Raw genomic sequence first — 23,523 nt, 5'->3', positions numbered from 1 at the left:
TTGGCCTATTAACAATTCTGAAACAATTCTCAAACAATGGATTAATAATATGAGTGTAAAATATGCTGGTACATAGTTTAAAACTAATGGAGCGTACATATGAAACACAAAAAGTATAGAAGAGTAATTCAATATGCGAAAGAGACAAGCAATTTATTCGCGAGTCAATATGGAAATAAATTGAGTCGTTCACTTAAAATAACTGGAGCAGCGGTAACGGCAAGTACATTGATTGCAGTAGGGAAGCTTATAATGGGGATTTTCTCATTGTCATTTTTTACATGTGCAAGTTCATTTTATTCTTTTGGAATGATTGGAGCAAAATGTATCGCATTGCTAGGAATTCGAAAAGCGAAGAATAAAAATGAACAATATCAATATTATTTATGTTCTGGTGTAGTATTGATCGTATCCAGTTTACTATACATTATTTATTCGATACGATTATTTAGCTATCCAATTACAAGTTCGTATCATTTGTATGTAGCGATTGGAATTGCTGCCGTGACATTTGCAGAAATCGGTTTAAATATTAAAGGGGTGATTGTAACAAGACATAACCATACATTATTAATTCACAGCATAAAAATGATTAATCTATCAGCTTCACTAATTGCACTTGTTTTAACGCAGACGGCGCTACTGTCAGTTACAGCAGAAGTAGATTCCATAGAGATTTCAAAAGCGAATGGAGTGACTGGCATATTAATGGGTACGGTCGCAATATTGTTAGGAAGTTACATGATTTACAGGGCAAAGAGACTAAAATGTAGTGAGTACTTTTTGATTGAAGATTAGTAATATTGATAGATTTGCAGTTAATAGAAAACTTGTAATATTTACGGGATAAGCAGGAGGAATAAAAATGGTAAACATATTAGTAGTGGAAGATGATGCAGAATTGAATAGAATTGTCTGCACTTATTTAAACGACAGCGGTTTTCAGGCCAAAGGCTGTCTAACTGCCAATGACGCATATGATGAAATGTATAACAATCTGTATGAGCTAATAATATCCGATATAATGATGCCAGAAGTTGATGGATTTGAGTTTGCGAAAACAGTACGTCAGGTGAATAAAACAATACCGATTATTTTTATGTCAGCTAAGGATGAACTGTCATCAAAGCAGAAAGGATTTCAACTTGGTATTGATGATTATATGGTAAAACCTATTGAATTAGGTGAGTTATTGCTACGTGTTAGAGCACTTTTGCGTCGTGCCAATATTGAAATGGAGCGAAAAATAACCATAGGGAATCTTACACTGGATGCAGATGCTATGAGTGCTACAATTGACGATGAAGAAATAACAGTTACGACTAGAGAATTTAATATCTTATATAAGCTGCTTTCCTATCCGAAAAAAACATTTTCTAGAGCACAGCTTATGGATGAATTCTGGGGGATTGACACAGATACAAGTCTTCGTGCAGTTGATGTGTATATAACAAAATTAAGGGATAAGTTCTCTAGGTGTGATGGATTTAAAATAGTCACAGTAAGAGGAATTGGATACAAGGCGGTTTTGTCATGAAAATAGATGGTAAAACGGATTTAAAAAGAAGAAATTATTGGAATGGATTAATGATTTTTATTCCTACGTTGATATTTTTCTGCTTTATTACTACTGCACAGTTCATTATTTTAGGAGAATACATAGACTACAAAAATGTAGCAACGATCCATATCATAATGATACTTTTTTTCTGGTTTTTGTGTGCATCAGTATTTACCTATATCACATTCCATCAGATAAATCGACGTTATGAAAAGCCAATGAAGGATTTTGCAGCCGCAACGAATCAAGTAGCCAACGGTGATTTTTCTGTCTATGTGCCTCCAATTCATTCTGCGGATAAGCTGGATTATTTAGATTATATGTTTCTTGATTTTAATAAGATGGTAGAGGAACTTGGTAGCATTGAAACATTAAAGACGGATTTTATTTCAAATGTGTCTCATGAAATAAAAACACCAATTGCAGTGATTCAAAATTATGCAGAATATTTGCAAAATGAAGTTATCTCAAAAGAACAAAGATATGAATATGCAAAAGCAATAGAAGATGCTTCGAAACGCTTAGCAAATCTGATTGCAAATATTTTAAAGTTAAATAAACTTGAAAATCAGAAGATACAACCAGAAGTTTTTCCTTATGATATTAGTAGACAGTTAAGTGAATGTGCAATTCAATTTGAAGATGCATGGGAAAAGAAAAATATTGAATTTGAAGCAGACTTGGAAGATAAGGCGATAATATGTGCAGATGAAAGTCTTATGGAATTAGTATGGAATAACTTGTTATCAAATGCGATTAAATTTACGGAAAATGGTGGGACTGTAACGTTAAATCAAACATCGACAAAGGATTATGTCATAGTATCTGTTTCTGATACAGGTTGTGGAATGAGTGAAGAAACTATGAAGCACATTTTTGATAAATTTTATCAGGGAGATACTTCACATTCAAAAGAAGGAAATGGACTAGGCCTAGCTTTGAGTTTACGAGTGCTGCAATTGCATGGGAGCAGAATTAGCGTAAACAGTATAATTGGTAAAGGAACTACCTTTACAGTTACCATTCCAACTTATAATGAGAACACTATGGAATATGAAAACAAACGTGAGGAGATCTATCTATGAGTGATATAATTAAAGATAGCCATTCATTTGTGGGTTATGAGTATAAGGAAGTAATTACAAATAAAGAAAAAATTTCATTTCTAATTGATAGTTATAAGAATTTTGGTTGGGTAGTCGATGATAATCTAAGTTCTGAAATATCTAGTAATTTACCAAATTCCCATGCCAATGTTGTACTACGTTTAAAGAGAGATCGTAAGATTATAAATAAAATGGAACTTACCAGATTACAGAGAAATTTTGAATTTTGTATAAAAGAAATAGATCGTTTGGAAAAGTCAAAAACTTCAAAAGCTACCATGTATGCACTTATCGTAGGAATTATAGGAACAGCTTTTATGGCAGGTTCTGTATTTGCGGTAACGGCTACGCCACCAATGATCGTATTATGTATCATTTTGGCTATACCGGCTTTTGCAGGTTGGATATTACCTTATTTTATATATAAGAATGTTGTAAGAAAAAGAACTGAAAAAGTTACTGCATTAATTGAAGAAAAACAGGATGAAGTTTATGAAATTTGTGAAAAAGGAAGTAAGCTTTTACACTAATAGGTAACGTCACATTATGTTATAAAGGACACATAGCTAAAAATATTTGGCTTGTGTCCTTTTTTTATCACAATCATAAAAATAAATTACTAGCTATATGAAGTGAATCCCTTTCATTAGGTTTCTGTCTAACAAAAGGGGTATGTTTAGGTCGGTGGTCATGATTGTAGTTGAAGTTACTTTTAATAAATGAATTAGATACACAATGATATTAGATTTGATACACAAAAGATGAATTAACGTTTCTTAAACAAAATTTAAATATTGCACAAACAATTCGTTGGTAATATATGAACATCGAATGAAACATAAACAAATCAATTTAAAAAGGAGATAATAATATGGCAAAATCAAAACTTGTAGAAGTAAATAAGAAGATTGAGGAATGTGTTGTAGGTGGTTATAAAAAAATTGAAAATGGTGTTGTAGGTGGCTATAAAATGGTTGAAAATGGCGTTGTAGGAGGATTTAATAAAATATCAGACAGATTCGTGGATAACTATCTTACAAAAGATGGAGAAACTGTAGAAGAGGCGAAGGAAAGATTGGCAGCAGAGCATAAGGCTCGTGAAGAAAAAAGCAAGAAAGAAATGGAAGAAAGAATGCAGTCTCAGCAGGAGATTTTAGCAGAAAATAAAAGAAGAACAAAGTTACATAATTATTAAAAAGATAAAATAGGGAGATGATTGGATATGAAGAAAAGTAGTTTGGTAGCGATGGTTTTAGGAACACTAGGAGGAATTTTTCTGGCACTTGGCATGTGTATGTGCCTACTACCAGAATGGAATGCATTTAAGCCAGGTGTTGCAATGGGGGGGCATTGGTTTAGTAGTACTTTTGGTTATGTTAATTACCTGGAGAAAGATGGAGAAGAAGGAGCCGATAAAGCTCTCAAGAAAAACAGTTGGTACTGTTATAATTGCAATTATTGGATCATTGCTATTTGGCATTGGTATGTGTATGACTATGGTGTGGAGCCAAATGGTAATTGGAATTGTTATTGGTATCGTCGGAATCGTTGTATTACTTTGCTTGATTCCTTTCGTAAGGGGGATAAAGTAAAGCTACGGAAAAGTAGATAGATTTTACAGTTTAACCCGACACTCTAAATGATGATAGTTGGAAAATTGTTGGATAAATGACTAAGGTGTGCATTTCTCGTATGGGATTTGCACGCCTTTAATTTTGTATAAAATGAAAATCTTTATGAAATCTTCAAGAATGCTTTGTATTCTATATCTGAACTTAAAGAAAGGATATTAAAATTATGAATATGATATTGAAAACACGCAATCTTTGTAAAGAATTTAATCAACAAAAAGCAGTACAAAATGTATCATTAAACATTAGAAAAAACTGTATATATGGTCTTTTAGGACCACTGAAAACATTGGAACGCTTATTGCAATGCCACCATTATATGAAAATTTAACAGCTTTTGAAAATCTGAAAGAGTTGCTTTGATAGCAGTATATATGTGGGGCAATCGATGGGAGGAAAGAAGAAATTATGAGTAAACCATTAAAAAGAGGATTTATTATTGTATGCTTTTTATGTATAAGCAGTGTTATTTCTGGGTGTTCCTTAATTAGAAATAATACAGAATATCAAGAAACAAAAGAGAAAGGTTTCGTTAATGAAGAAGATATCACACGATTTACTTATAATATGAATGATTATGTAATACTTAACGATACAGTCGCAAATTCGGATTTAGGCGAATGGGTGGGATATATTCATAAATTGCTTGTTGTTGATGAACAGGGAAATCTTTTGGAACAAATAGATTCGGATAAAAAACTAGCTAATGAAATTGTGAAGATTTCTCAAAAATATACTAGTGAGGTCTATACTGTGTCTTATCTCAACATTTATAATACTAAGGATAATGACCTTGATTCATTGATTATTGATGTAAATGGTGGTTTTCATAGGGCAGTTCTGGTAAACAAGATTACTAAAAACGATAATCTTATCCAATTTTCTAATATAGGAAATTCACTCCATAGTCAGAAGTTTACCATCAGTAAAGAAAACTGTACCCAGTTAATAAAAGGAGACATTGTCTATCAGATTACAGATGAAATTATATCTTCTGATCAGTTAGGAAGTTATTTAGATATACTGGCAGAAAGTATATTGTTTGATATGAATACGAAACAGCCTATTTCTAAAGAAGAGCAAAATAGAATTGATTGGACTGGAGAAAACAGTAAACATATCCAGCGTATAAATTGGGTCTATAAAACTATTTATACAATCAATAGAACAGACCCCGAAACAGCAGTTGCTGTTAATATCAATAATGAGTATCATGTAGCAAAAGCTATCTCTTGTGAAGAATAGTAATCCATGAGGGATTATATATAGCAAGTACGATTGTAAAACAATATGGCGGATGAACAAGGTCAGTCTGTTCCAATAAGAAAAACCGACGTGAATCCCGTAAAATCAAGGAAAACCAGGAATTCACAATTTTTTCACAAACAAATTAGCACTCACCTATTGACAGTGCTAATAATGTGTGTTATAGTACAAGTATAGCAGATGAGGATTATAAATAATCCAATTAACTAGAAACACATTGTTAGGTGTCAACATATTGTGAGAATAAAAAAGGAGGAATGACTTATGATGATGCCAAGTATTTTTAGAGGAAGTTTATTTGATGATTTCATGAGTAACCCATTTGATTCAATGTTTTCAACGGATCGCGATCTAATCTTTGGTAATAGGAATTCCAATCTTTTAAAGACCGATGTAAAAGAAAAAGACGGTAATTATGAATTTGATATTGATCTTCCAGGATACCAGAAAGAAGATGTAAGCGCAAAATTGGAAGATGGCTATTTGACAATCAGTGCTTCTCGTAATGTAAATAATGATGAGAAGGATGAAGATGGTAATTATATCAGACGAGAAAGATATACTGGACATTGCCAGAGAAGCTTCTTTGTCGGAAAAGGTGTTAAACAAGAGGATGTAAAAGCAAAATTTGAAAATGGTATTTTACATCTAACGGTGCCAAAAATAGAGGAACAGAAATTAGTTGAATCTGAAAAAAGAATTGAAATTGAAGGGTAAGCAATTAATTTAAAAACATTAAAAAGAGAATACTAAGAATTAAATAGAGAAATAAGGAATAACAAAAAATGAAATAAAAAGAAGTTGCCTTACAAAAGGAAGTTGTATTGTAGGGCAACTTCTTTTTTTGTAATTCTTATGGATTTAAAGTTTATATATATTAAAAGGAATATATGAAAGGCATATATGAAAAACATCAAAGTTCGACATTTTATGTACCATTAAATAAAAAAACATGGTAAAATATGATAATAAAACAAGAGGATAATTATTAAGGGTTCATAGTTACTTTGTGATAAAACGTACATAGAAAGGATAGATAAGAGAATGTATAAGATTATTACTGATTCAGCATCGGATTTACCAAAAGAGATAATTGAAAAATATGAATTGCATGTGATACCAACACCTGTTGTTATTGATGATATTGATTATTTGGATGGTAAAACTCTAAAAACAAAAGAATTCTATGAAATATTAGATGATACAAAAAGAGATGTAAAAACATATCATATAAATCCTGCTATGTTTGAAGAAGCTTTTTTGCCTTATGCAAAGAACAATGATTCTGTTATTTACTTATGTTTTTCAACAGGGATTGCAGGGACCTATAATGCAGCCAGCATTGCAAAAGAAAACATTTTAGAACAATACCCTGAGTTTGATTTAACAATTATAGATTCAAAATGCGCTTCTGTGGGTTTTGGTTTATTAGTGTATAAATTATTACAAATGCAAAGCAATGGTGCATCAAAAGACTTAATTATAGAAGCTTCTAAGTTTTATATTGAACATATTCGTCATATTTTTACGGTAAGCACACTTAATTATCTAATCAAGGGTGGAAGACTTTCAAAGTGGAAAGGAAATATAGCTGAAACACTTGATATGAAGCCGATTATTACTGTTGATGAAAATGGTGCACTCAAAGTTTTACGAACCGTTCGTGGGCGCAAACGTTCATTAAAAGAACTGGTGCAGTTTGTGAAAGAGAATGGCGTGGATGTAGAGAAACAAACCATCGCATTTTGTCATGGCGAAGATGAAGAAGCACTTCATTTTGTGCTACAGCAATCAGACGAATTGTTGCACCAAAAAGATTCATTAATTACGGTGGTAGGATGTGCTATAGGGGCACATACTGGACGTGGTATCATTGGAATTTGCTTTTTAGATGCGAAAGAAACTGCCTATGAGCAATATTTAGATTAAATATTTATATCAATTATATAGATGTATCAATTATAGATGTATCAATTATATAGTTGTATCAATCAGATAGTGTAAAATATTTTGTGTAAATAAAAATAGAGAAGTTCCATCTGACATGGTAAAATGTTTAACGACGAAGAAAAACATAACCAAGAAAGAAGGACTTCCCTATGACTAATAATAACAAAAATCAAAAAGAAAATCTAGACTTAAACTCTTTTTTTGAAGAGTATATTCTTGGTCTATTAAAACAAACCATGGAAACCTTGATGAAGGAAGAACTCACTAACATTCTCCAGTACAGTAAATATAGCTACGAAGGACATGGTACTGGCAATTCACGCAACGGATACTATACCCGTAATTATGAAACCAAATACGGTCTGATTGAGAATCTTAAAATTCCTCGTGACCGTAATAATGAGTTTGAACAACAACTCATTCCACCATATGCAAGAAGAGATGATTGGCTAGAAACCATGATCATCCGCATGTATGCAAGTGGAGTATCTACACGTGAAATTGCTAACATCATTGAAAAACTTTATGGAAATTCTTATAGTGCGGCTACAGTAAGTAATATCACTGATGTTGCTCTTGAAGAAATTGAACAGTGGCATAAGCGTCCTCTAAAGAAGAGGTACAGTGTCATTTATATTGATGCTTTACATCTTAAATTAAGAAGAGATACAGTATCAAGTGACGCCGTTTACTTCATTTTAGGTGTCGATGAAGATGGATACCGTGAAGTATTAGACTTCTTTATCGGTGTAAATGAAAGCGCTTATGTTTGGGAGGATAATCTTCGCCAGATAAAAGAACGAGGCGTAGATGAAGTTCTCCTCTTCGTCATGGACGGTCTCTCTGGACTTGACGATGCTGTTCATAGAGTATATCCAAAAGCGGATATTCAACGATGTATTGTCCATAAAGTTCGTAATGCAATTCGTAGTGTTCGTAAGAAAGATATCAACGATTTTACAGCTGATTTAAAAGTTGTATACGAATCTCCAAACCTAGAGCAGTGTAGAGCAGCTTTAGACGAATTTGCTGTTAAATGGAGTAAATCTTATAAACGTGTAGTGGAATCCTGGTTAAATGACGAGGACTTATTCACATACTATAAATACCCTGTTTCTATGCGAAAATCCATCTATACAACGAATTGGATCGAGCGCTTTAATAAAGAAGTACGTCGTCTTGTAAAAACTAAGGATGCACTACCCACAGAAGACGCATGTAGTAAACTCGTTTATTATAAAGTGATTTCTTATAATGAATCATGGTCTACAAGAAAGCTTAGAGGCTTTGCTTGTTCATCAGATAAACTTCAGGATATGTTTACCGAAAGGTACGCATAAACTATTTACACAAAATTATTGACACTACCATCAATCATGTAGTTGAAAAAATCACTTTTCGTTACTATTTTATCTTTAATATTAGAGTTATGTATGGATTGGTGTCTATGATATTAACATAAACAAATACTCTAATAGTAGATAAAACGGTAATGTAAAAGTGATTTTTTTGAATACGTTTCTAATTACGGAGACGGCATTATACTCTCTAGAAGCAATTCAGATTCACTCACTTCTATGCCATTAGAGTTTAATAAAATATAGGCATTTCTAATCGTTTCACTCTCAAAATATCAGTGATAAATACCCAATATTCAAAATTATAAAGAAAATCTTTAGAATTTCTTTCGTTTTTTCTGTAATGCCTCTTTCGTTCTGTTTTTTATAATAATCCCATAGTAACAAGCATGCATAAATAAATCATAAAAAGCCATGTTTTGATATATCGTTTATTTGGTTTTACGAAACAAAAGAATGTATAGGAGTTGTGGGAGAGAAAATGGATGTAAATTTTGTAATGGAATACTTAAGTAAATACGGTGCAATCTTTTTATTTTTAATTATTCTACTAGAATATATGAATTTACCTGGATTCCCAGCGGGGATTATTATGCCAGTTGCAGGAATCTTATCAGCCAATGGTAGATTAAGTTTAATCATGACATTACTTATTTCATTGTTTGCTGGACTTGTAGGAAGTTGGATTTTATATGGTGTTGGATTTTTTGGTGGTGAACTTTTTTTAACTAAGTTTATGAAAAAGTTTCCAAAGCAGCAAGAAAAGATTACATCGTTAATTCAGTGGGTAGGAAGTAAAGGTTGTATTGGAATCTTTATAGCTAAATTAATACCAATGATACGTACCCTAATATCTATACCTGCGGGTGTAGCTAAAATGAATTTTATGAAATATACATTATTTTCAGCACTTGGTATTTTTGTTTGGAATTTTATTTTCATTGGTGCTGGATATATTTTTGGAGATGCGGTGTTTCAATATTTAAAATGATGGGAGGAGACGTTGTTATGCGAATTGCAATGCTAACTATTAATTATTTGCCATTTGTAGGTGGAGTACCAATCTCGATACAAAGACTCTCGCAGGGGCTTAGAAGCTTAGGTAATGAAGTATATATATTTGCACCTACTTATGAAAATGAAGTTGAGGAAGATTATGTTATAAGATATCGATCCTTTGATAAAAGAATTGCAAACGGATGTGTTATTCCTAATTGTATGGATCCTGTAATTAAGAAGGCATTTGAGGAGAATTCCTTTGATCTTATCCATGTACATCATCCGATGCTTATTGGAAACACAGCCCTGCATTTAGGTAAAAAATATGGAATTCCAGTTGTATATACATACCATACAAGATATGAACAGTATTTACATCACTTAAAACCATATCATAAGCTTTTGTCTCATTATGAAAATGAGGAAAATAAAGTTATAAAACAAATCGAAGAAAAGGTAATTGATTTTAGTGAAAATAAATTCATTCCTTACTATATTAAAAGATTTACAAAGCAATGTGATATGGTCTTTGCACCAACCAAATTAATGAAATATCATCTTATAAATCAAGGAGCAACGACTGATATCGAGGTACTTCCAACTGGACTTAACGAAGCGTTTTTTCAAAAGAATCAAGTACTTGCAAATGAGATAAGAAAAACTTACGGTGGGAACGACAAATTTTTATTATGTACGGTAAGTCGTTTAGAAAAAGAAAAGAATTTATCCTTTTTATTACAAGGAATGATACGATTAAAAGAAAAACTAGGTGAGCATTTCCATTTATTAATTATAGGGGATGGAACAAAGAGGGCTGAATTAGAACAAAGTGTAGCCAGATTAGGGTTAGACCATCAAGTAACCTTTGTTGGAACAATCCCACAAGAAGAAATTTCTCATTATTATGAGGCATGTGATTTGTTTGTTTTTTCTTCGAAATCGGAAACACAGGGGATTGTATTATTAGAGGCAATGGCAGCAGGCCTTCCTGTGGTAGCAATAAAAGCAAGTGGTGTAAATGATATCGTAAGGAATCATGTTAACGGATATACGACAAATGAGGATGTAGAAGAATTCTCAGAGGAGATACGAAAGCTATTACTTGACAAAGAAAGATATGAGATTGTTTCTTCTGGTGCGAATAAGACGGCAAATGAGTACCGATTAATCTCGGTTTCTAAAAAGGCAGAGGAATTTTATAAAGAAGCTATAGTTATGAAAGGAGAGAGCTATGCAAGTAAGCGTCTACAAAAGAAGCAAGAGAAGAAGGATCTTGTATCATATCATTCACTCATATCTTAATTTTGTTGATTGTACATCAACCTTTGAATTTATCGGAAAGGAGAAGATTCATAATAATCAAATGGTTGGTTATTGGCATTCGGATAGTTATCCAATGCAACTTTTACTAAAGAAGATACAATATGATTACAAATCTATTTCAGTCATTGTAACGGCAGACACTAGAGGGGACTATATAGAGGATATGATTGAATCTTTTGGAGCGAATGCTTTAAGGGTAAGAGATGGATTAAAGATGAAAGATAGTTTCTCCAATATGCTACTTGAAGCGAAAAAGGAGGGGAAAATACTTGCAACAGCTCTAGATGGCCCATTAGGTCCTCTACATAAACCAAAGAGATTATTATTTTTATTAGCAAAACAAGCGGATAAAGAGATGGTTTATATTTATTTTACGTATAGCAGATGTATACGACTAAGGCACAGATGGGATAATTACGTAATTCCGCTGCCATTTACAACAATAAAAGCAAATGTTGAAACGATTGGAAATATAACGAATATGCATTTAAATGGTATTAAAAATGAAACCTTTAAATTAAAATATGAATAAAATTCGATTCAGTTGAAAAAAACAACTTGTATGTGTAAAATGATATGAGATTAGTTGTATGCGAAAAATTAAAATGTCTAAAAACACATACTTGTTGTATAAATAGGAGGAGTAACGTGAATCAGTATCATATTTTAGTTGTTGAAGATGACTTACAAATACAAGAAGGTTTAGCAATTTATTTAAGAAATCAAGGATATAAGGTATTTGCTTGTTCCAACGGAATTGAGGGACTTGAAATAATCGATAAAGAAGAAATACATTTAGCAATCGTTGATATCATGATGCCGAAAATGGATGGCATAAGCATGACAATGAGGCTAAGAGAAAAATATGACTTTCCAGTGATTATGCTATCTGCAAAATCAGAAGATATTGATAAAATCACAGGTTTAAATATAGGTGCAGATGACTATGTAACGAAGCCATTTACTCCTATGGAATTGTTAGCAAGAGTAAATTCTCAGTTAAGGAGATACTCAAAATATCTGCAGGCAATTGAACAACATAATGAGAAAAAAGAAAATACCATAGTGATTGGTGGATTAGAATTAAACGAAGATACCGTAGAGGTAAGCGTTGATGGTAGTTTAATTAAAGTTACACCTATGGAATTTAAAATTTTGCAACTATTAATGAAAAATGCTGGCAAAGTATTTTCCGCGGAGGAAATATACGAACGGGTTTGGAATGAACGTGCAGTAAATACTGATACAATCATGGTACATGTGCGTAACATTCGTGAAAAAATAGAAATTAACCCGAAAGAGCCAAAATATTTAAAGGTGGTATGGGGAATTGGATACAAAATCGAAAAGCAGTAGAATTGTTGGAACCATAATCGCATGGATATTAATACTTATTACAGCAGTCTGTGTTGTTAATGCATATCCACTCGTATGGGATAAAGAAAAAGATAAAGAAAAAGAAAACTTATACGAATCATATGAAATGGTGGAACTACTTACTAAAATGAATTATGCGTTCTATATGGATGTAGCAGAAGAACGAGCACAGAAAACACTTACACCATTTGAAGTATTTGGAGTTGAGGAAAATTTAAATACTCAAGATAATAATACACAAACCGATAATGGAAAGGTCAATAATACTCAAGACAATAACACACAAGGCAATAATGCTCAAGTAAATAACAAGCAAAATAGTTCTGTGAATGACACTGAAGAAGAGACTGTAAATGAAGAGGAATCTATAAATGCAGATGAATTTCCATATGATGAAGAAACTGATTATGTAGACGAATATGACTATGAAAATGAATATGTAGACGAGTACGACTATGAAACTGAATATAAAAATGCGATAAATTATATTAATGAAAGGGTATCCTATTGGGAAAGACTTGTACGAAGTAATGTAAATTTAGATTATGTAGTAATTGATGACTTAACGAATAAAGTTGTAACTTCTAGTTCGGAGAAATTTGCTAATTTAGATTTATCAACTCTAGATTTATCAAAGTATGCATTCAGTGTAAAGCTTACTTATAATGCGTATGGAAAGGTTGAAGTAAATAACGTTAATGGAGCAAATGAAAGGAATATTTCGAACCTTTTTTCTAATTATAATTACGATGATTTTATCTATGATGTCGAATCTTTTGACAATAACATTTCATTTTCTATGCCAAAAAATATGACGGTTATTTATGCCGCTCCTGAAAATATGACGATTCAGGATGATTTTTACTGGAGTGTTTATAGATACGAACAGAATTATTTTATGAATACAGGTTTCGTATTTATTAGCATTGTAAGCATTGGTTTTGTTATTGCGTTAGGAATAATATTTACAATGTTAAAGCCACGTCAAATGGCACAGGGACTGTCATCTAAAATACCTTTTGAAATTGTTCTTATTGGAGCATTTTGTTTGATTTTTCCAATAGGAGAATTGGGAAGATTTGCGTATGACTGGATTGGTGGATATAATAGTATTACCATTTTTGAAAACTTACCAGAGGTAGATAGATATTACGCTAATTTTGCAACTCATACCTTAGTGTGGTTTCTTGTCTTAGGTGCTGCTTTTATGATGACACTGTCCTTGTTACAGGTTTTTGTAATCGGTTTTAAGCGTTATTGCAAAGAAAAAGTATTAACAATCCGATTATGTTATTGGATAAAAGGAAAATGTGCGAAATTTTATAACAAATTAATATCTTTTGACTTATCCGATAATACAAATAGAGTAGTATTTAAATTAGTTGCTTGTAACTTTATCATATTATTAATCCTATGTAGTATATGGTTTTTTGGAATTCCAATTCTATTTATTTATTCAGTCATCATATTTGTTTTACTTGTAAGATATTTAAATAATATAAAGGATAAATATTCTTATCTTTTAAAAGCAACCAATCGCATGGCACAAGGCGATTTAGAGGTTGAAATTGAAGAGAATTTAGGATTATTTGAACCATTTAAAGATGAAATTAAGAAGATACAGACTGGCTTTAAAAAGGCAGTGGAACAGGAAGTAAAAAGTCAACAAATGAAAACAGAGTTAATCACAAATGTTTCTCATGATTTAAAGACACCATTGACTGCAATTATCACATACATCGATTTATTAAAGGATGATTCAATTACGAAAGAGGAAAGAGATTCTTATCTTCAAACATTAGAACAAAAATCTTACCGACTTAAGAATCTAATCGAAGATTTATTTGAAGTTAGTAAAGCTACAACGAAAAATATTGAAGTTGCAAAAGAAGAGGTAGATATTGTTGCTCTTATAAAGCAAGTACTATTTGAGTTAAAAGATCAGTTAGAAACAGCAAAGATTGAAGTACGTACCCACTTACCAGAAGATAAAGTGATATTAACCTTGGATGGTCAAAAGACCTATCGTATTTTTGATAATTTGCTTGTTAATATCAGTAAATATGCATTAGAAAATACAAGAGCATATGTGGATTTAGAGGAAAAAGAAGATCAGGTTATTGTAACAATAAAAAATATTTCAGCAACGGAACTTGATTTCTTAACAGAGGACATCACAGAGCGATTTGTAAGAGGAGATAAGTCAAGAACTACAGAAGGATCAGGTCTTGGTTTGGCTATTGTGAAAAGTTTTATGGAATTACAAGGCGGGGATTTTTCAATTGTAGTAGATGGAGATTTATTTAAAGCAATCTTATTATTTCGAAGATAAAAATGGCAATGAATTCACGATTATGGTATAATAAAAGCAATGTGAAGTTTAATAGCTTATAGATACCAATTAAGTAGAACATAAACGATGTTTGTTCAGGTTCTGAAAGCAAAATCGTGTATTTGCAAGCTAGCGGAAAAGCGATTGTAGCAACAAGAGTGTGAATAGTTTTATATTTAAGATATCATATATAATAAAAACTTCGCGGGTAGTATGAATCTACTACTGCGAAGTTTTTTATTTTGAATTCATTAAGGCGGTCTTACAGCTTTTCTCAAAGAGAAAACTGATAGCCCCTTATTACAATCGTTTTTGAATCGAGAGAAGTACTACAAAGTGGTAATATGGATATTAATAAGTAACATAAATGGATAGTGAATATCCACTAAATATTATGATTATAAAGGAGTGTTAATCATGTTTGAACAAGATTATATTATGAGATTAATTCGTGAAATGGTAAGAACTATGACTAAACTAGTTTTTAAAGTAGATATCGATGATCCGAACCAAATTGACTTTGAAAATGAAGACTTAGAAGAAGAATATTATAATCTGATAGCCATGATTAATTCAGGGATGGTAAATGAAGCGGAAAACATGTTATTAGATCAACTTGATTTATCCGATAAGAAAGCATTTGAAATGTCTCTTATGTTTTATTCCTATTTGAATGAAAAGAATGATGATTTTCTTGAAACACATAATTATTCAAGAAGGGAAGTTGTGGATGGAATAAAAAGCGTGTGTGATAAATTTGGATACAGTGGTTTCACAGAATCCTTTTTAGGTGATATGATTCCATAAATTATAGGTTAATAGAATGTAAGAAAACGGATTTTATATATCCGTACTAATTGAAAAGGAATAGAAAATGGCTTGGAGTAAAACAAAACAACAGTTAGAAAGTTTTTTATGTGAATCATTAAAAAAGAGAGTTGAATACCGTGCAACTGCATATCGTTATTCACCTGACAAATCAGGAAAATGTTATATATCAGTTGATAAAAAAGAAGTATTTGATATGAGCGAACAAAAAGCTTTTGTTAGATGGTATAAATCAGAGCAAGAAATAAAGAATGATACGAGTATATTTCTTCCAATAGATGAGAATGATATGAAAACAGTGCGCGAAGAAGGTGGGAATAAGATTCCAGAAGAACGCATCCAAGTAATTGCAAGAAATAAAAAGATAGCGGATTATGCAAAGAAAATGATGAATGCTCAAACGCTACTAAGTAAGTCTGACTTTTATACAGTTGCAAATACTTTTTTATCGAGCAATGTAAATCAATGTCTCGCGTCTGAAGATATTCTTTTAAATATATTAGCCTTAGTAGATCGTAGGGTTGGTAAAAAGCGACTTAGGGATATGCGTGAAACCATTTTATTAAAACATCCAATTGTACAGTATTTCTATAAGCTTCGTTGCGAAGAAGAAGGAATCCTTTAAATTTTCAATTTTCATTGTTGAATTTTCGGTAGAATCTAAATAAATTAGGACATCCACATATTGCCATAAAAACAACATAAATTCCTTGTAAGATTATGTTATTATATGGAATAAGTAATCATATGTCATTGCTAATGACTGGGAGAGGAGAATTTATGGAAAAGATACGGAAGGAAACTTATAAAACTAAAATTATTATTATGTTTTTATTGGCATTTGCATTCATTGGATGTTTTCTTTTACGGGCAAAAACTGTATATGCATCTGATTTGATGTCTGGATACCAGAATCCAGAAGATATCATCATCACGACTCCGAAAGACAAATTTTCAACTAAGGCTAGCAAGATAAGTATTTTAGGAGCAAGTGACTATGATTATCCTCTTTATCTGAATGGGGAAGAAATTGAGACAACCTTATATGGATTTTTTACGGTATATGTTGATTTAGAAGTTGGTGAAAATGAATTTGTTTTCGAGAATAATGGTAAGCTAAAAACTTTAACCGTCACTAGAAAAAAATCAGCAGCGAGTTCTTCTAACTCATCTGGTGGTTCATCTACACCAACGACAACACCAAAAGAAACATACAAGAAATATGAGACCGATACCTATGGTGTAGTTACTGCTAATTATACCATGCCAAGAACTAAAATTAGTGCCTCTGACTTATCGCTTATGCCAATAACCAAGGGAACTACATTTCGTATCTTAGGAGAAGACGGTAACTATTATAAAATAGTGGATGGTACGTATGTTAGTAAATCCAGTGTGAAAACCTATAAGAAAACGTTAGGGAATAATAAGATTTCAAAAGCAGTAGTAACGGATAATAAGAAGACCAATGTACTTGTAACAAAGCTTACCATGGATATCAATACAATGTATTCTGTTACAATGAATGAAAAATCAATAGAATTGACACTATATGATACAGTTACAGTTAAAAAACCTACGGTTATCAGTAATGACACCGTACGTGCGGTTTCTGTAAGTGTTGATAAAAAGAAAAAGACTGCGACTTATGAATTTTCGTTATATGATGATGCAACCGTTTGTGGTTATGATGTAGATTTTAAAGATGGTGCAATGTTTTTTGAATTAAAGAAAGCACCACACCTTAAGTTTGAAGGCTCTTTAGAAGGAGCAGTTATTTATCTAGATGCAGGCCATGGTGATACGGATAATGGTGCACTTGGACCTTTATCAACCTTCGGGCCAACGGAAAAAGATATTAATTTAGCAATTACGATGTATACAAAAGAGTATTTAGAGGAGCTAGGTGCTACAGTTGTATTAACAAGAAGTGATGATACATTTTACAGTTTATCCAATCGAGTAGCAGCGATTCGTAACTTAAAGCCAGACATTTCGGTTTCGATTCATGGTAATTCCATTGACTTAACGTCTGATTATTCCAAATCCAGTGGTTTTATAACGTATTATAGTTATAATTTACTTCAAGATGTTCCGTTTATAATGAATGAGAGCATATCAAATGCTTTAGAGTTTTCATCAAGAGAGCCAAGAAGTAGCAGTTTATCCTTAACAAGACTTACAACTTGCCCGGCTGTACTATTAGAGACGAAGTTTTTATCAAATCCAGAAGATTATGAATATCTGATACAAGATGCAAATCAACAGCTTTTTGCTGAGGCAATCGGAAATGCTATCAAAGAGTATATTGAAGAAATAGCTGTATATGAAGGAGAAACAATTATTCATATCGTTCAAAAAGGAGAAACATTATCAGCGATTGCTAAAAGCTATGGGGTATCCTTAAAAGATATACTTAAACTAAATAGAATTGATGATGTAAATCATATTATTTCAGGACAGAAAATAAAAATACCGAGATAATTTGTGAGCAAATCTAAGTTACTAAGTTTAAGTAACTATTTCTAAGTAACTAATTCAAGGTTACTAATTCTAAGTTACTAAATTTATGTACTAAATAAGTTATCTATTTAAAAATGCGAAACTCTTAGTTTAAATTTAAAGTTTGACTATTAGGAGTTTCGCATATTTTATTGAAAAATTACAGTAGAAAGAGGATTAAATTATATAAATGAAAAAGCTTATCACATTCTTTAAATATCTACGAATATTATTGAAAAGATATAATAAAATGAAATGAGATGAAAAAAATGGGATGAGTTTTTGAAGAAAGAAAAACAATGGAAGATTCTACTTGTTGCGTTACTTTTTGCTGTTACTGCTTATTGTTATAGAGGGCTAGAAACAAGCGTGAATGCTATTGAGTGGTATGCAAATTATACTAATTTCACAATAAATACGGCAACAAGTCATATGGAGTCATTAAGACCTTTTGTAGATGAGGATAAAGCAAGTTTAAAACTTTATGCTCTTTCTGCCTGTTTAATGGATGCATCAACTGGACGTGTACTCTATGAAAAAGACGGTTACAATAAGATGTCTATGGCTAGTACAACTAAAATTATGACTTTAATTGTAGTTTTAGAGAATGCAAATTTAGACGATATCGTAACAGTTTCTTCAAATGCTGCTAGACAACCAGATGTTCAATTAAATATTAATACTGGGGAGCAGTATAAATTAAAAGATTTGTTATATCCATTAATGCTAGAATCCCATAATGATGTAGCAGTTGCTATTGCAGAACATGTAGGTGGTAGCGTTGAAAATTTCTGTAATATGATGACAGCAAAGGCAAAATCAATTGGGGCAAAAAACACTCAATTCAAAACTCCGAATGGCTTGGATGCGGAGGGACATTTTACAACTGCAGCTGATTTGGCATTGATTGGTAGTTATGCGATTAAAAACAAAGATTTTCGAGATATTGTTGCCACAACATCGTATTCCTTTAAAGAAATAACTAAAAACCGTAATTTTAACGTTACAAATAAGGATCGATTCCTTTATATGATGGATGGTGCAATTGGGATTAAAACAGGATTTACAGGAAAAGCAGGATATTGTTTTGTTGGAGCAATTGATATCGAAGGTAGAACATTTGTAAGTGTAGTTCTTGGATCCGGGTGGCCACCAAATAAGAGTTATAAATGGGCGGATACACAAAAATTAATGAAATACGGACTGGACAATTATACGGTACACCGTTTACTTGATGACCTACATATCCAACAACCTGACTTTGAAGTTCCATCTAAAATTGCAATCTCCAATGGAAGACAGACAGAGGGAACTCTTTATATGAAAGAAAATATTAAAAATGAGGAGCTTTTATTAAAAGAAGGCGATATGGTGCAAGCGAAAGCAAATATTAAAGCCTATGTTGAAGCCCCTGTTCTTAAGGATACGATTGTTGGTAGTATCGAATATTATGTGAATGATACATTATATCGTGAAGTACCTGTTTATGTGAAAGAAGAAGTGAAAAAAATTAATTTTCCGTTTGTTTTAAGTGAAGTATTTAAGTTATTTTTTAACTAGAATTAGGGTGTCACAAGTTATTTTTAGATTTATCGATGGAAATGTTTTTATAATGGACTGTTGCAAAATAGAGTTTTGGACATGGAAAAACTTATATTTTGTGGTAGTCCCTTTTTATGTATTGAATATCCATTTTTTTCTTCGTAAAAAAGAATAAATATTGATTCCCTTTGAAGATATCTTTGTGCATTTAGAAAAAAGTTTAAATAAATGTACACATTTTGTGACTATTTATCGATTTTGTGGTATAATATCATGATAGCTAATCTTATTTGATACAAATGTGTGCTTTGGAAGGAGCTTTTACTATGCTACGTTTATCAAGAACCGGAATTAGGAATTTAGCTGCGAGTGATATAGTTTTTTCACGAGGGCTACAGTATTATAAGGGAAATCGTATTGTTAATGCTGCATTTTCTAAATCATCGAAACAATACCGGTTTATAGTGAAAGGAAGTTACAATTATAATGTTGTGATAACAGAAGGAGAAGATGGTAATTTTGATTATACCTGTAATTGTCCTACTCATTTAAAAGAAAAAGGGGCATGCAAACATGTAGTTGCATCTTTACTCTTTTTACTAAAATACCAAGAGAAATCTCAGATGAAAGAACCAAAAAGTCCAGAGGAAAAAAGGGCATTTCAGGTTCTTGACTATTTTGCGAACCAAGATGAAACGAAAGCCGTAGGGGAAATATTTCATATAGAAGCTACGATTACGATTCCTGCAATATTACGAGCAGACTCGGGATATGCGTTTTTGACGTTATATGCAGGTAGTAATCGCATGTATAAAGTGCAATCATTAAAGAAATTTTTACTTGATTATATTACTAAAGAAAATATCGTATTGGGAAAAGATTTTAAATTCGTGGCAGGAGAGAGCGAATTTGATAAAGCTTCCGTGAATTTACTAGATTATTTGTTAGAAATATATGAGATACAAGAAGCAATTGATAAAGTTACAAACACGAAATTGTTTAATAAGTCTCAATTGCAGTTATCGAAGAATATGCTGGTAAAGTTATTAAAAACAATCGGTAAGAGTTCTTTTAATTTGGAACTTTATCAAAAAAAATATGAGGATGCAAAATTTATACAAGGAAATCCAAACATAAAATATGAGTTGGATATTTTTGAGGATTCCATATTATTAGATTATAAAGATAGAGAACCTGTAATACCAATCTCTGAAGATGGTGGATTATTCTTTTTTAATGGTTTTATTTATTTACCAAATCCAAAGTTTATACGTAATTATGTACCATTTTATAAGACACTTGGAAAAGAAAAAAAAGCATTGGTATTTCGAGGAGATAACAAACAACGCTTTTTAGAAGAGGTACTCCCAAAACTTCACGATACAATGGATATAGCAATTCCTGAAAGTTTAAAGAGTAGATATCTAGATTTAGATTTAAAGGCTCGTGTTTACTTTGACAAATACAAAAATAGCATAAAAGCAGAACTTAGATTTTGCTACGGAGATTATGAATTTAACTGCTTTGAGGACCCTAAGTCGGATTCTTATATTATCATTCGTAAAAAAGAAGAAGAATATAAGATCATGCAATTATTTGATGATTTAGATTTTGAGGCACATAGCAGTTTTTATTTGCTAAAAAATGATAATAGTATTTTTGAATTTTTAACAGGTAGAATTGATGAATTATCACAAGTGTGTGAACTTTATTATTCCGATGCCTTTAAGAATATGGGAATACGATCCACTGGTAATTTCACAGTTGGTATTAAAGTGAACTCAGAAATTGACTTACTTGAGTTAGATATCAATTATGAAGATATTTCAAAGGATGAACTAAAGAATTTATTCCGTTCTTACCAGTTAAAGAAAAAGTACTATCGATTAAAAGATGGAAGCTTTATAAATTTAGATGATGCTGGAATTGAAAAAATTAATGATATTCTTGATTCTTTAAATGTATTACCTAAAAACATGGAAGAAGATAGCATTAAATTATCGAAAAGCAGTGCCTTTTATTTGCAAGATGCGCTTCAAGATAGTGAATTTATCGTTAATACAGATGAGGAATACCATAAGCTCATTGACTCAATTCTTTCACCAGAAGGGAATACTTTTGAAGTTAGCAAAAATATTAATGCTGAGCTTAGACCTTACCAATTGGTTGGTTATCGCTGGTTAAGAACACTTGCAAAAAGCAGTCTGGGTGGAATATTAGCAGATGACATGGGTCTAGGAAAGACTCTTCAGTCCATCACTTATATGGCATCTGTCCTTGATGAGCATAAGGAAAAAGCCGATAAAAATGAAAAGATTCATTTTCTAGTTGTTTGCCCAACTTCTCTTGTATATAATTGGTTAGATGAAATTGAGAATTTTGCACCAAATTTACGTGCTACAGTTGTATCTGGAAATCCGCAAGAAAGACAAGAGATGATTGAGCGTGTTGATGATTTTGATGTATTTATTACTTCCTATCCACTGATTCGAAGAGATATTGTACATTATCAGAAATTATCATTTGACACAGTATTTATTGATGAAGCTCAATTTATTAAAAACGCAGCTTCTCAAAATGCTCAATCTGTTAAGTTAATACATTCTAAGCATAGGTTTGCATTAACAGGTACACCAATTGAAAACTCATTATCTGAGTTGTGGTCAATCTTCGATTTTATAATGCCGAATTATCTTATGAGCCATTCAAAATTCGTAAATCGATTTGAAAAACTTATCCTTAAAGATGATAAGGAGGCAATGGAGAATTTAAATCGTAGAATTCGTCCTTTTGTATTACGAAGAATGAAAAAAGATGTTTTATCTGAACTTCCAGATAAGATTGAAGAGAAGATTTTAACTGAAATGACAGATGAACAATGGAAAGTATATATGACTTACTTAGAAAGTGTTCGTAGTGATCTTTACTCTGATATTTTAACTGGTGGTTTGGAACAAAATCGTATGAAGATTTTAGCAGCATTAACAAGACTTCGTCAGATTTGTTGTCATCCAGCTACCTTTATTGATAACTATAAAGGCGGTAGTGGAAAATTAGAATTATTACTGGAAGTAGTTGCTGATGCAATCGCTAATGAACATCGTATTTTAATTTTCTCACAGTTTACTTCGATGTTAAAAATTATTGAAGAAGAGTTAAAGAAGAAACAAATTGAGTATTTCTATCTTGAGGGCTCTACTAATATAGCTGAGAGAAATGATTATGTAAAACGCTTTAACCAAGGAGAAGGACAGGTATTTTTAATTTCCTTAAAAGCAGGTGGTACAGGTCTTAATTTAACTGGTGCAGATACGGTTATTCATTATGATCCATGGTGGAATCCAGCAGTAGAGGAACAAGCAACAGATCGTGTATACCGTATTGGTCAGAAAAATAACGTTCATGTGATTAAATTATTAACTAGAAATTCAATTGAAGAAAAGATATATAAGCTACAAAAAAGAAAGAAACAATTATCCGATTCAATTATCACGTCCAAGGAAGTCTTTATTAATAATTTAACCAAAGAAGAACTAGAAGAGTTATTTCGATAATAACTTATGTACAAGTTAATTTAAGTTAATTTGATGATAGTTAGTATACGATTCATTTTAAAAATAGTAGATAAGTAAGTGGTTTTAATAATAGTTAGAGGCTGAATATTTTAAGAATAATTAGCGAAGAAACAATTACGATAATCGTTAATGAATAAGTTGACTTTTAAAGTGTTTTTAATTATAATTAAGTT

Annotated in this window: 20 protein-coding genes and 1 pseudogene; all 21 read left to right on the top strand. The window is 31.7% G+C overall.

Features of this window, described 5'->3' with window-relative positions; genetic code table 11:
• The first annotated feature begins 99 nt into the window (after nucleotides 1-99).
• The 21 genes and pseudogenes from BN4220_RS17380 to BN4220_RS17285 all read left to right on the top strand — a co-directional run bounded on the left by BN4220_RS17380 (nucleotide 100) and on the right by BN4220_RS17285 (nucleotide 23,329).
• Entirely contained in the window at nucleotides 100-798 is a 699-nt protein-coding gene (locus BN4220_RS17380) for a hypothetical protein (RefSeq protein WP_066719498.1), read from the top strand.
• A gap of 67 nt (nucleotides 799-865) precedes the next feature.
• Nucleotides 866-1,537, top strand: a complete 672-nt coding sequence (locus tag BN4220_RS17375; RefSeq protein WP_066719491.1) for a response regulator transcription factor — start codon at nucleotides 866-868, stop codon at nucleotides 1,535-1,537.
• A complete protein-coding gene (locus tag BN4220_RS17370) occupies nucleotides 1,534-2,646 on the top strand; it encodes a HAMP domain-containing sensor histidine kinase (protein ID WP_082812374.1) in 1,113 nt (370 codons plus the stop codon). Before BN4220_RS17375 ends, BN4220_RS17370 begins: the two co-directional genes overlap by 4 nt.
• On the top strand, nucleotides 2,643-3,197 hold the full coding sequence (locus tag BN4220_RS17365; RefSeq protein ID WP_066719489.1) for a hypothetical protein: 555 nt from the start codon (nucleotides 2,643-2,645) through the stop codon (nucleotides 3,195-3,197). Before BN4220_RS17370 ends, BN4220_RS17365 begins: the two co-directional genes overlap by 4 nt.
• Nucleotides 3,198-3,538: 341 nt before the next feature.
• Nucleotides 3,539-3,862: a hypothetical protein gene (locus tag BN4220_RS17360; protein WP_082812373.1), complete on the top strand. Its 324-nt coding sequence runs from the start codon at nucleotides 3,539-3,541 to the stop codon at nucleotides 3,860-3,862.
• 27 nt (nucleotides 3,863-3,889) lie between these two features.
• On the top strand, nucleotides 3,890-4,279 hold the full coding sequence (locus BN4220_RS17355; RefSeq protein WP_347477125.1) for a hypothetical protein: 390 nt from the start codon (nucleotides 3,890-3,892) through the stop codon (nucleotides 4,277-4,279).
• 185 nt (nucleotides 4,280-4,464) lie between these two features.
• A pseudogene (locus BN4220_RS20565) lies at nucleotides 4,465-4,649 on the top strand (lantibiotic ABC transporter ATP-binding protein); the annotation flags it as partial.
• Nucleotides 4,650-4,706: 57 nt separating this feature from the next.
• Nucleotides 4,707-5,543: a NisI/SpaI family lantibiotic immunity lipoprotein gene (locus tag BN4220_RS17350; RefSeq protein ID WP_066719488.1), complete on the top strand. Its 837-nt coding sequence runs from the start codon at nucleotides 4,707-4,709 to the stop codon at nucleotides 5,541-5,543.
• 285 nt (nucleotides 5,544-5,828) lie between these two features.
• Nucleotides 5,829-6,281: an Hsp20/alpha crystallin family protein gene (locus BN4220_RS17345; RefSeq protein WP_066719486.1), complete on the top strand. Its 453-nt coding sequence runs from the start codon at nucleotides 5,829-5,831 to the stop codon at nucleotides 6,279-6,281.
• 327 nt (nucleotides 6,282-6,608) lie between these two features.
• Entirely contained in the window at nucleotides 6,609-7,493 is an 885-nt protein-coding gene (locus BN4220_RS17340) for a DegV family protein (RefSeq protein ID WP_066719480.1), read from the top strand.
• Between the two features lie 170 nt (nucleotides 7,494-7,663).
• A complete protein-coding gene (locus tag BN4220_RS17335) occupies nucleotides 7,664-8,854 on the top strand; it encodes an IS256 family transposase (protein ID WP_066713149.1) in 1,191 nt (396 codons plus the stop codon).
• Nucleotides 8,855-9,353: 499 nt separating this feature from the next.
• The gene (locus BN4220_RS17330) at nucleotides 9,354-9,863 is read left to right on the top strand and encodes a DedA family protein (RefSeq protein WP_066719478.1); all 510 of its coding nucleotides are present in this window, start codon (nucleotides 9,354-9,356) and stop codon (nucleotides 9,861-9,863) included.
• A gap of 17 nt (nucleotides 9,864-9,880) precedes the next feature.
• The gene (locus tag BN4220_RS17325; protein WP_066719470.1) at nucleotides 9,881-11,173 is read left to right on the top strand and encodes a glycosyltransferase; all 1,293 of its coding nucleotides are present in this window, start codon (nucleotides 9,881-9,883) and stop codon (nucleotides 11,171-11,173) included.
• Nucleotides 11,145-11,726: a hypothetical protein gene (locus BN4220_RS17320; protein WP_066719463.1), complete on the top strand. Its 582-nt coding sequence runs from the start codon at nucleotides 11,145-11,147 to the stop codon at nucleotides 11,724-11,726. Before BN4220_RS17325 ends, BN4220_RS17320 begins: the two co-directional genes overlap by 29 nt.
• 116 nt (nucleotides 11,727-11,842) lie before the next feature.
• Entirely contained in the window at nucleotides 11,843-12,550 is a 708-nt protein-coding gene (locus BN4220_RS17315) for a response regulator transcription factor (protein ID WP_066719460.1), read from the top strand.
• The gene (locus BN4220_RS17310) at nucleotides 12,525-14,903 is read left to right on the top strand and encodes a sensor histidine kinase (protein ID WP_066719458.1); all 2,379 of its coding nucleotides are present in this window, start codon (nucleotides 12,525-12,527) and stop codon (nucleotides 14,901-14,903) included. Before BN4220_RS17315 ends, BN4220_RS17310 begins: the two co-directional genes overlap by 26 nt.
• Before the next feature lie 417 nt (nucleotides 14,904-15,320).
• Complete coding sequence (locus BN4220_RS17305; RefSeq protein ID WP_066719457.1) at nucleotides 15,321-15,710, top strand: DUF6483 family protein; 390 nt, start codon at nucleotides 15,321-15,323, stop codon at nucleotides 15,708-15,710.
• A gap of 67 nt (nucleotides 15,711-15,777) precedes the next feature.
• Complete coding sequence (locus tag BN4220_RS17300) at nucleotides 15,778-16,356, top strand: SF0329 family protein (RefSeq protein WP_066719454.1); 579 nt, start codon at nucleotides 15,778-15,780, stop codon at nucleotides 16,354-16,356.
• A gap of 155 nt (nucleotides 16,357-16,511) precedes the next feature.
• Nucleotides 16,512-18,215, top strand: a complete 1,704-nt coding sequence (locus BN4220_RS17295) for an N-acetylmuramoyl-L-alanine amidase family protein (protein WP_066719452.1) — start codon at nucleotides 16,512-16,514, stop codon at nucleotides 18,213-18,215.
• Between the two features lie 300 nt (nucleotides 18,216-18,515).
• Nucleotides 18,516-19,793: a D-alanyl-D-alanine carboxypeptidase family protein gene (locus BN4220_RS17290; RefSeq protein WP_066719450.1), complete on the top strand. Its 1,278-nt coding sequence runs from the start codon at nucleotides 18,516-18,518 to the stop codon at nucleotides 19,791-19,793.
• Nucleotides 19,794-20,101: 308 nt separating this feature from the next.
• Nucleotides 20,102-23,329: a DEAD/DEAH box helicase gene (locus tag BN4220_RS17285; RefSeq protein ID WP_066719445.1), complete on the top strand. Its 3,228-nt coding sequence runs from the start codon at nucleotides 20,102-20,104 to the stop codon at nucleotides 23,327-23,329.
• Nucleotides 23,330-23,523 lie beyond the last annotated feature (194 nt).

Origin of the sequence: Clostridium sp. Marseille-P299 (assembly GCF_900078195.1) — a bacterium.
GTDB lineage: Bacteria > Bacillota > Clostridia > Lachnospirales > Lachnospiraceae > Lachnoclostridium.
Note: the sequence above shows the minus strand (reverse complement) of the source record. Positions and strands in the feature narration are given on the sequence as shown.

Bases quoted from the DNA above. Each gene is read 5' to 3' on its own strand.
- BN4220_RS17380 (WP_066719498.1), top strand. From the start codon at position 100: ATGAAACACAAAAAGTATAGAAGAGTAATTCAATATGCGAAAGAGACA.
- BN4220_RS17375 (WP_066719491.1), top strand. From the start codon at position 866: ATGGTAAACATATTAGTAGTGGAAGATGATGCAGAATTGAATAGAATT.
- BN4220_RS17370 (WP_082812374.1), top strand. From the start codon at position 1,534: ATGAAAATAGATGGTAAAACGGATTTAAAAAGAAGAAATTATTGGAAT.
- BN4220_RS17365 (WP_066719489.1), top strand. From the start codon at position 2,643: ATGAGTGATATAATTAAAGATAGCCATTCATTTGTGGGTTATGAGTAT.
- BN4220_RS17360 (WP_082812373.1), top strand. From the start codon at position 3,539: ATGGCAAAATCAAAACTTGTAGAAGTAAATAAGAAGATTGAGGAATGT.
- BN4220_RS17355 (WP_347477125.1), top strand. From the start codon at position 3,890: ATGAAGAAAAGTAGTTTGGTAGCGATGGTTTTAGGAACACTAGGAGGA.
- BN4220_RS17350 (WP_066719488.1), top strand. From the start codon at position 4,707: ATGAGTAAACCATTAAAAAGAGGATTTATTATTGTATGCTTTTTATGT.
- BN4220_RS17345 (WP_066719486.1), top strand. From the start codon at position 5,829: ATGATGATGCCAAGTATTTTTAGAGGAAGTTTATTTGATGATTTCATG.
- BN4220_RS17340 (WP_066719480.1), top strand. From the start codon at position 6,609: ATGTATAAGATTATTACTGATTCAGCATCGGATTTACCAAAAGAGATA.
- BN4220_RS17335 (WP_066713149.1), top strand. From the start codon at position 7,664: ATGACTAATAATAACAAAAATCAAAAAGAAAATCTAGACTTAAACTCT.
- BN4220_RS17330 (WP_066719478.1), top strand. From the start codon at position 9,354: ATGGATGTAAATTTTGTAATGGAATACTTAAGTAAATACGGTGCAATC.
- BN4220_RS17325 (WP_066719470.1), top strand. From the start codon at position 9,881: ATGCGAATTGCAATGCTAACTATTAATTATTTGCCATTTGTAGGTGGA.
- BN4220_RS17305 (WP_066719457.1), top strand. From the start codon at position 15,321: ATGTTTGAACAAGATTATATTATGAGATTAATTCGTGAAATGGTAAGA.
- BN4220_RS17300 (WP_066719454.1), top strand. From the start codon at position 15,778: ATGGCTTGGAGTAAAACAAAACAACAGTTAGAAAGTTTTTTATGTGAA.
- BN4220_RS17295 (WP_066719452.1), top strand. From the start codon at position 16,512: ATGGAAAAGATACGGAAGGAAACTTATAAAACTAAAATTATTATTATG.
- BN4220_RS17285 (WP_066719445.1), top strand. From the start codon at position 20,102: ATGCTACGTTTATCAAGAACCGGAATTAGGAATTTAGCTGCGAGTGAT.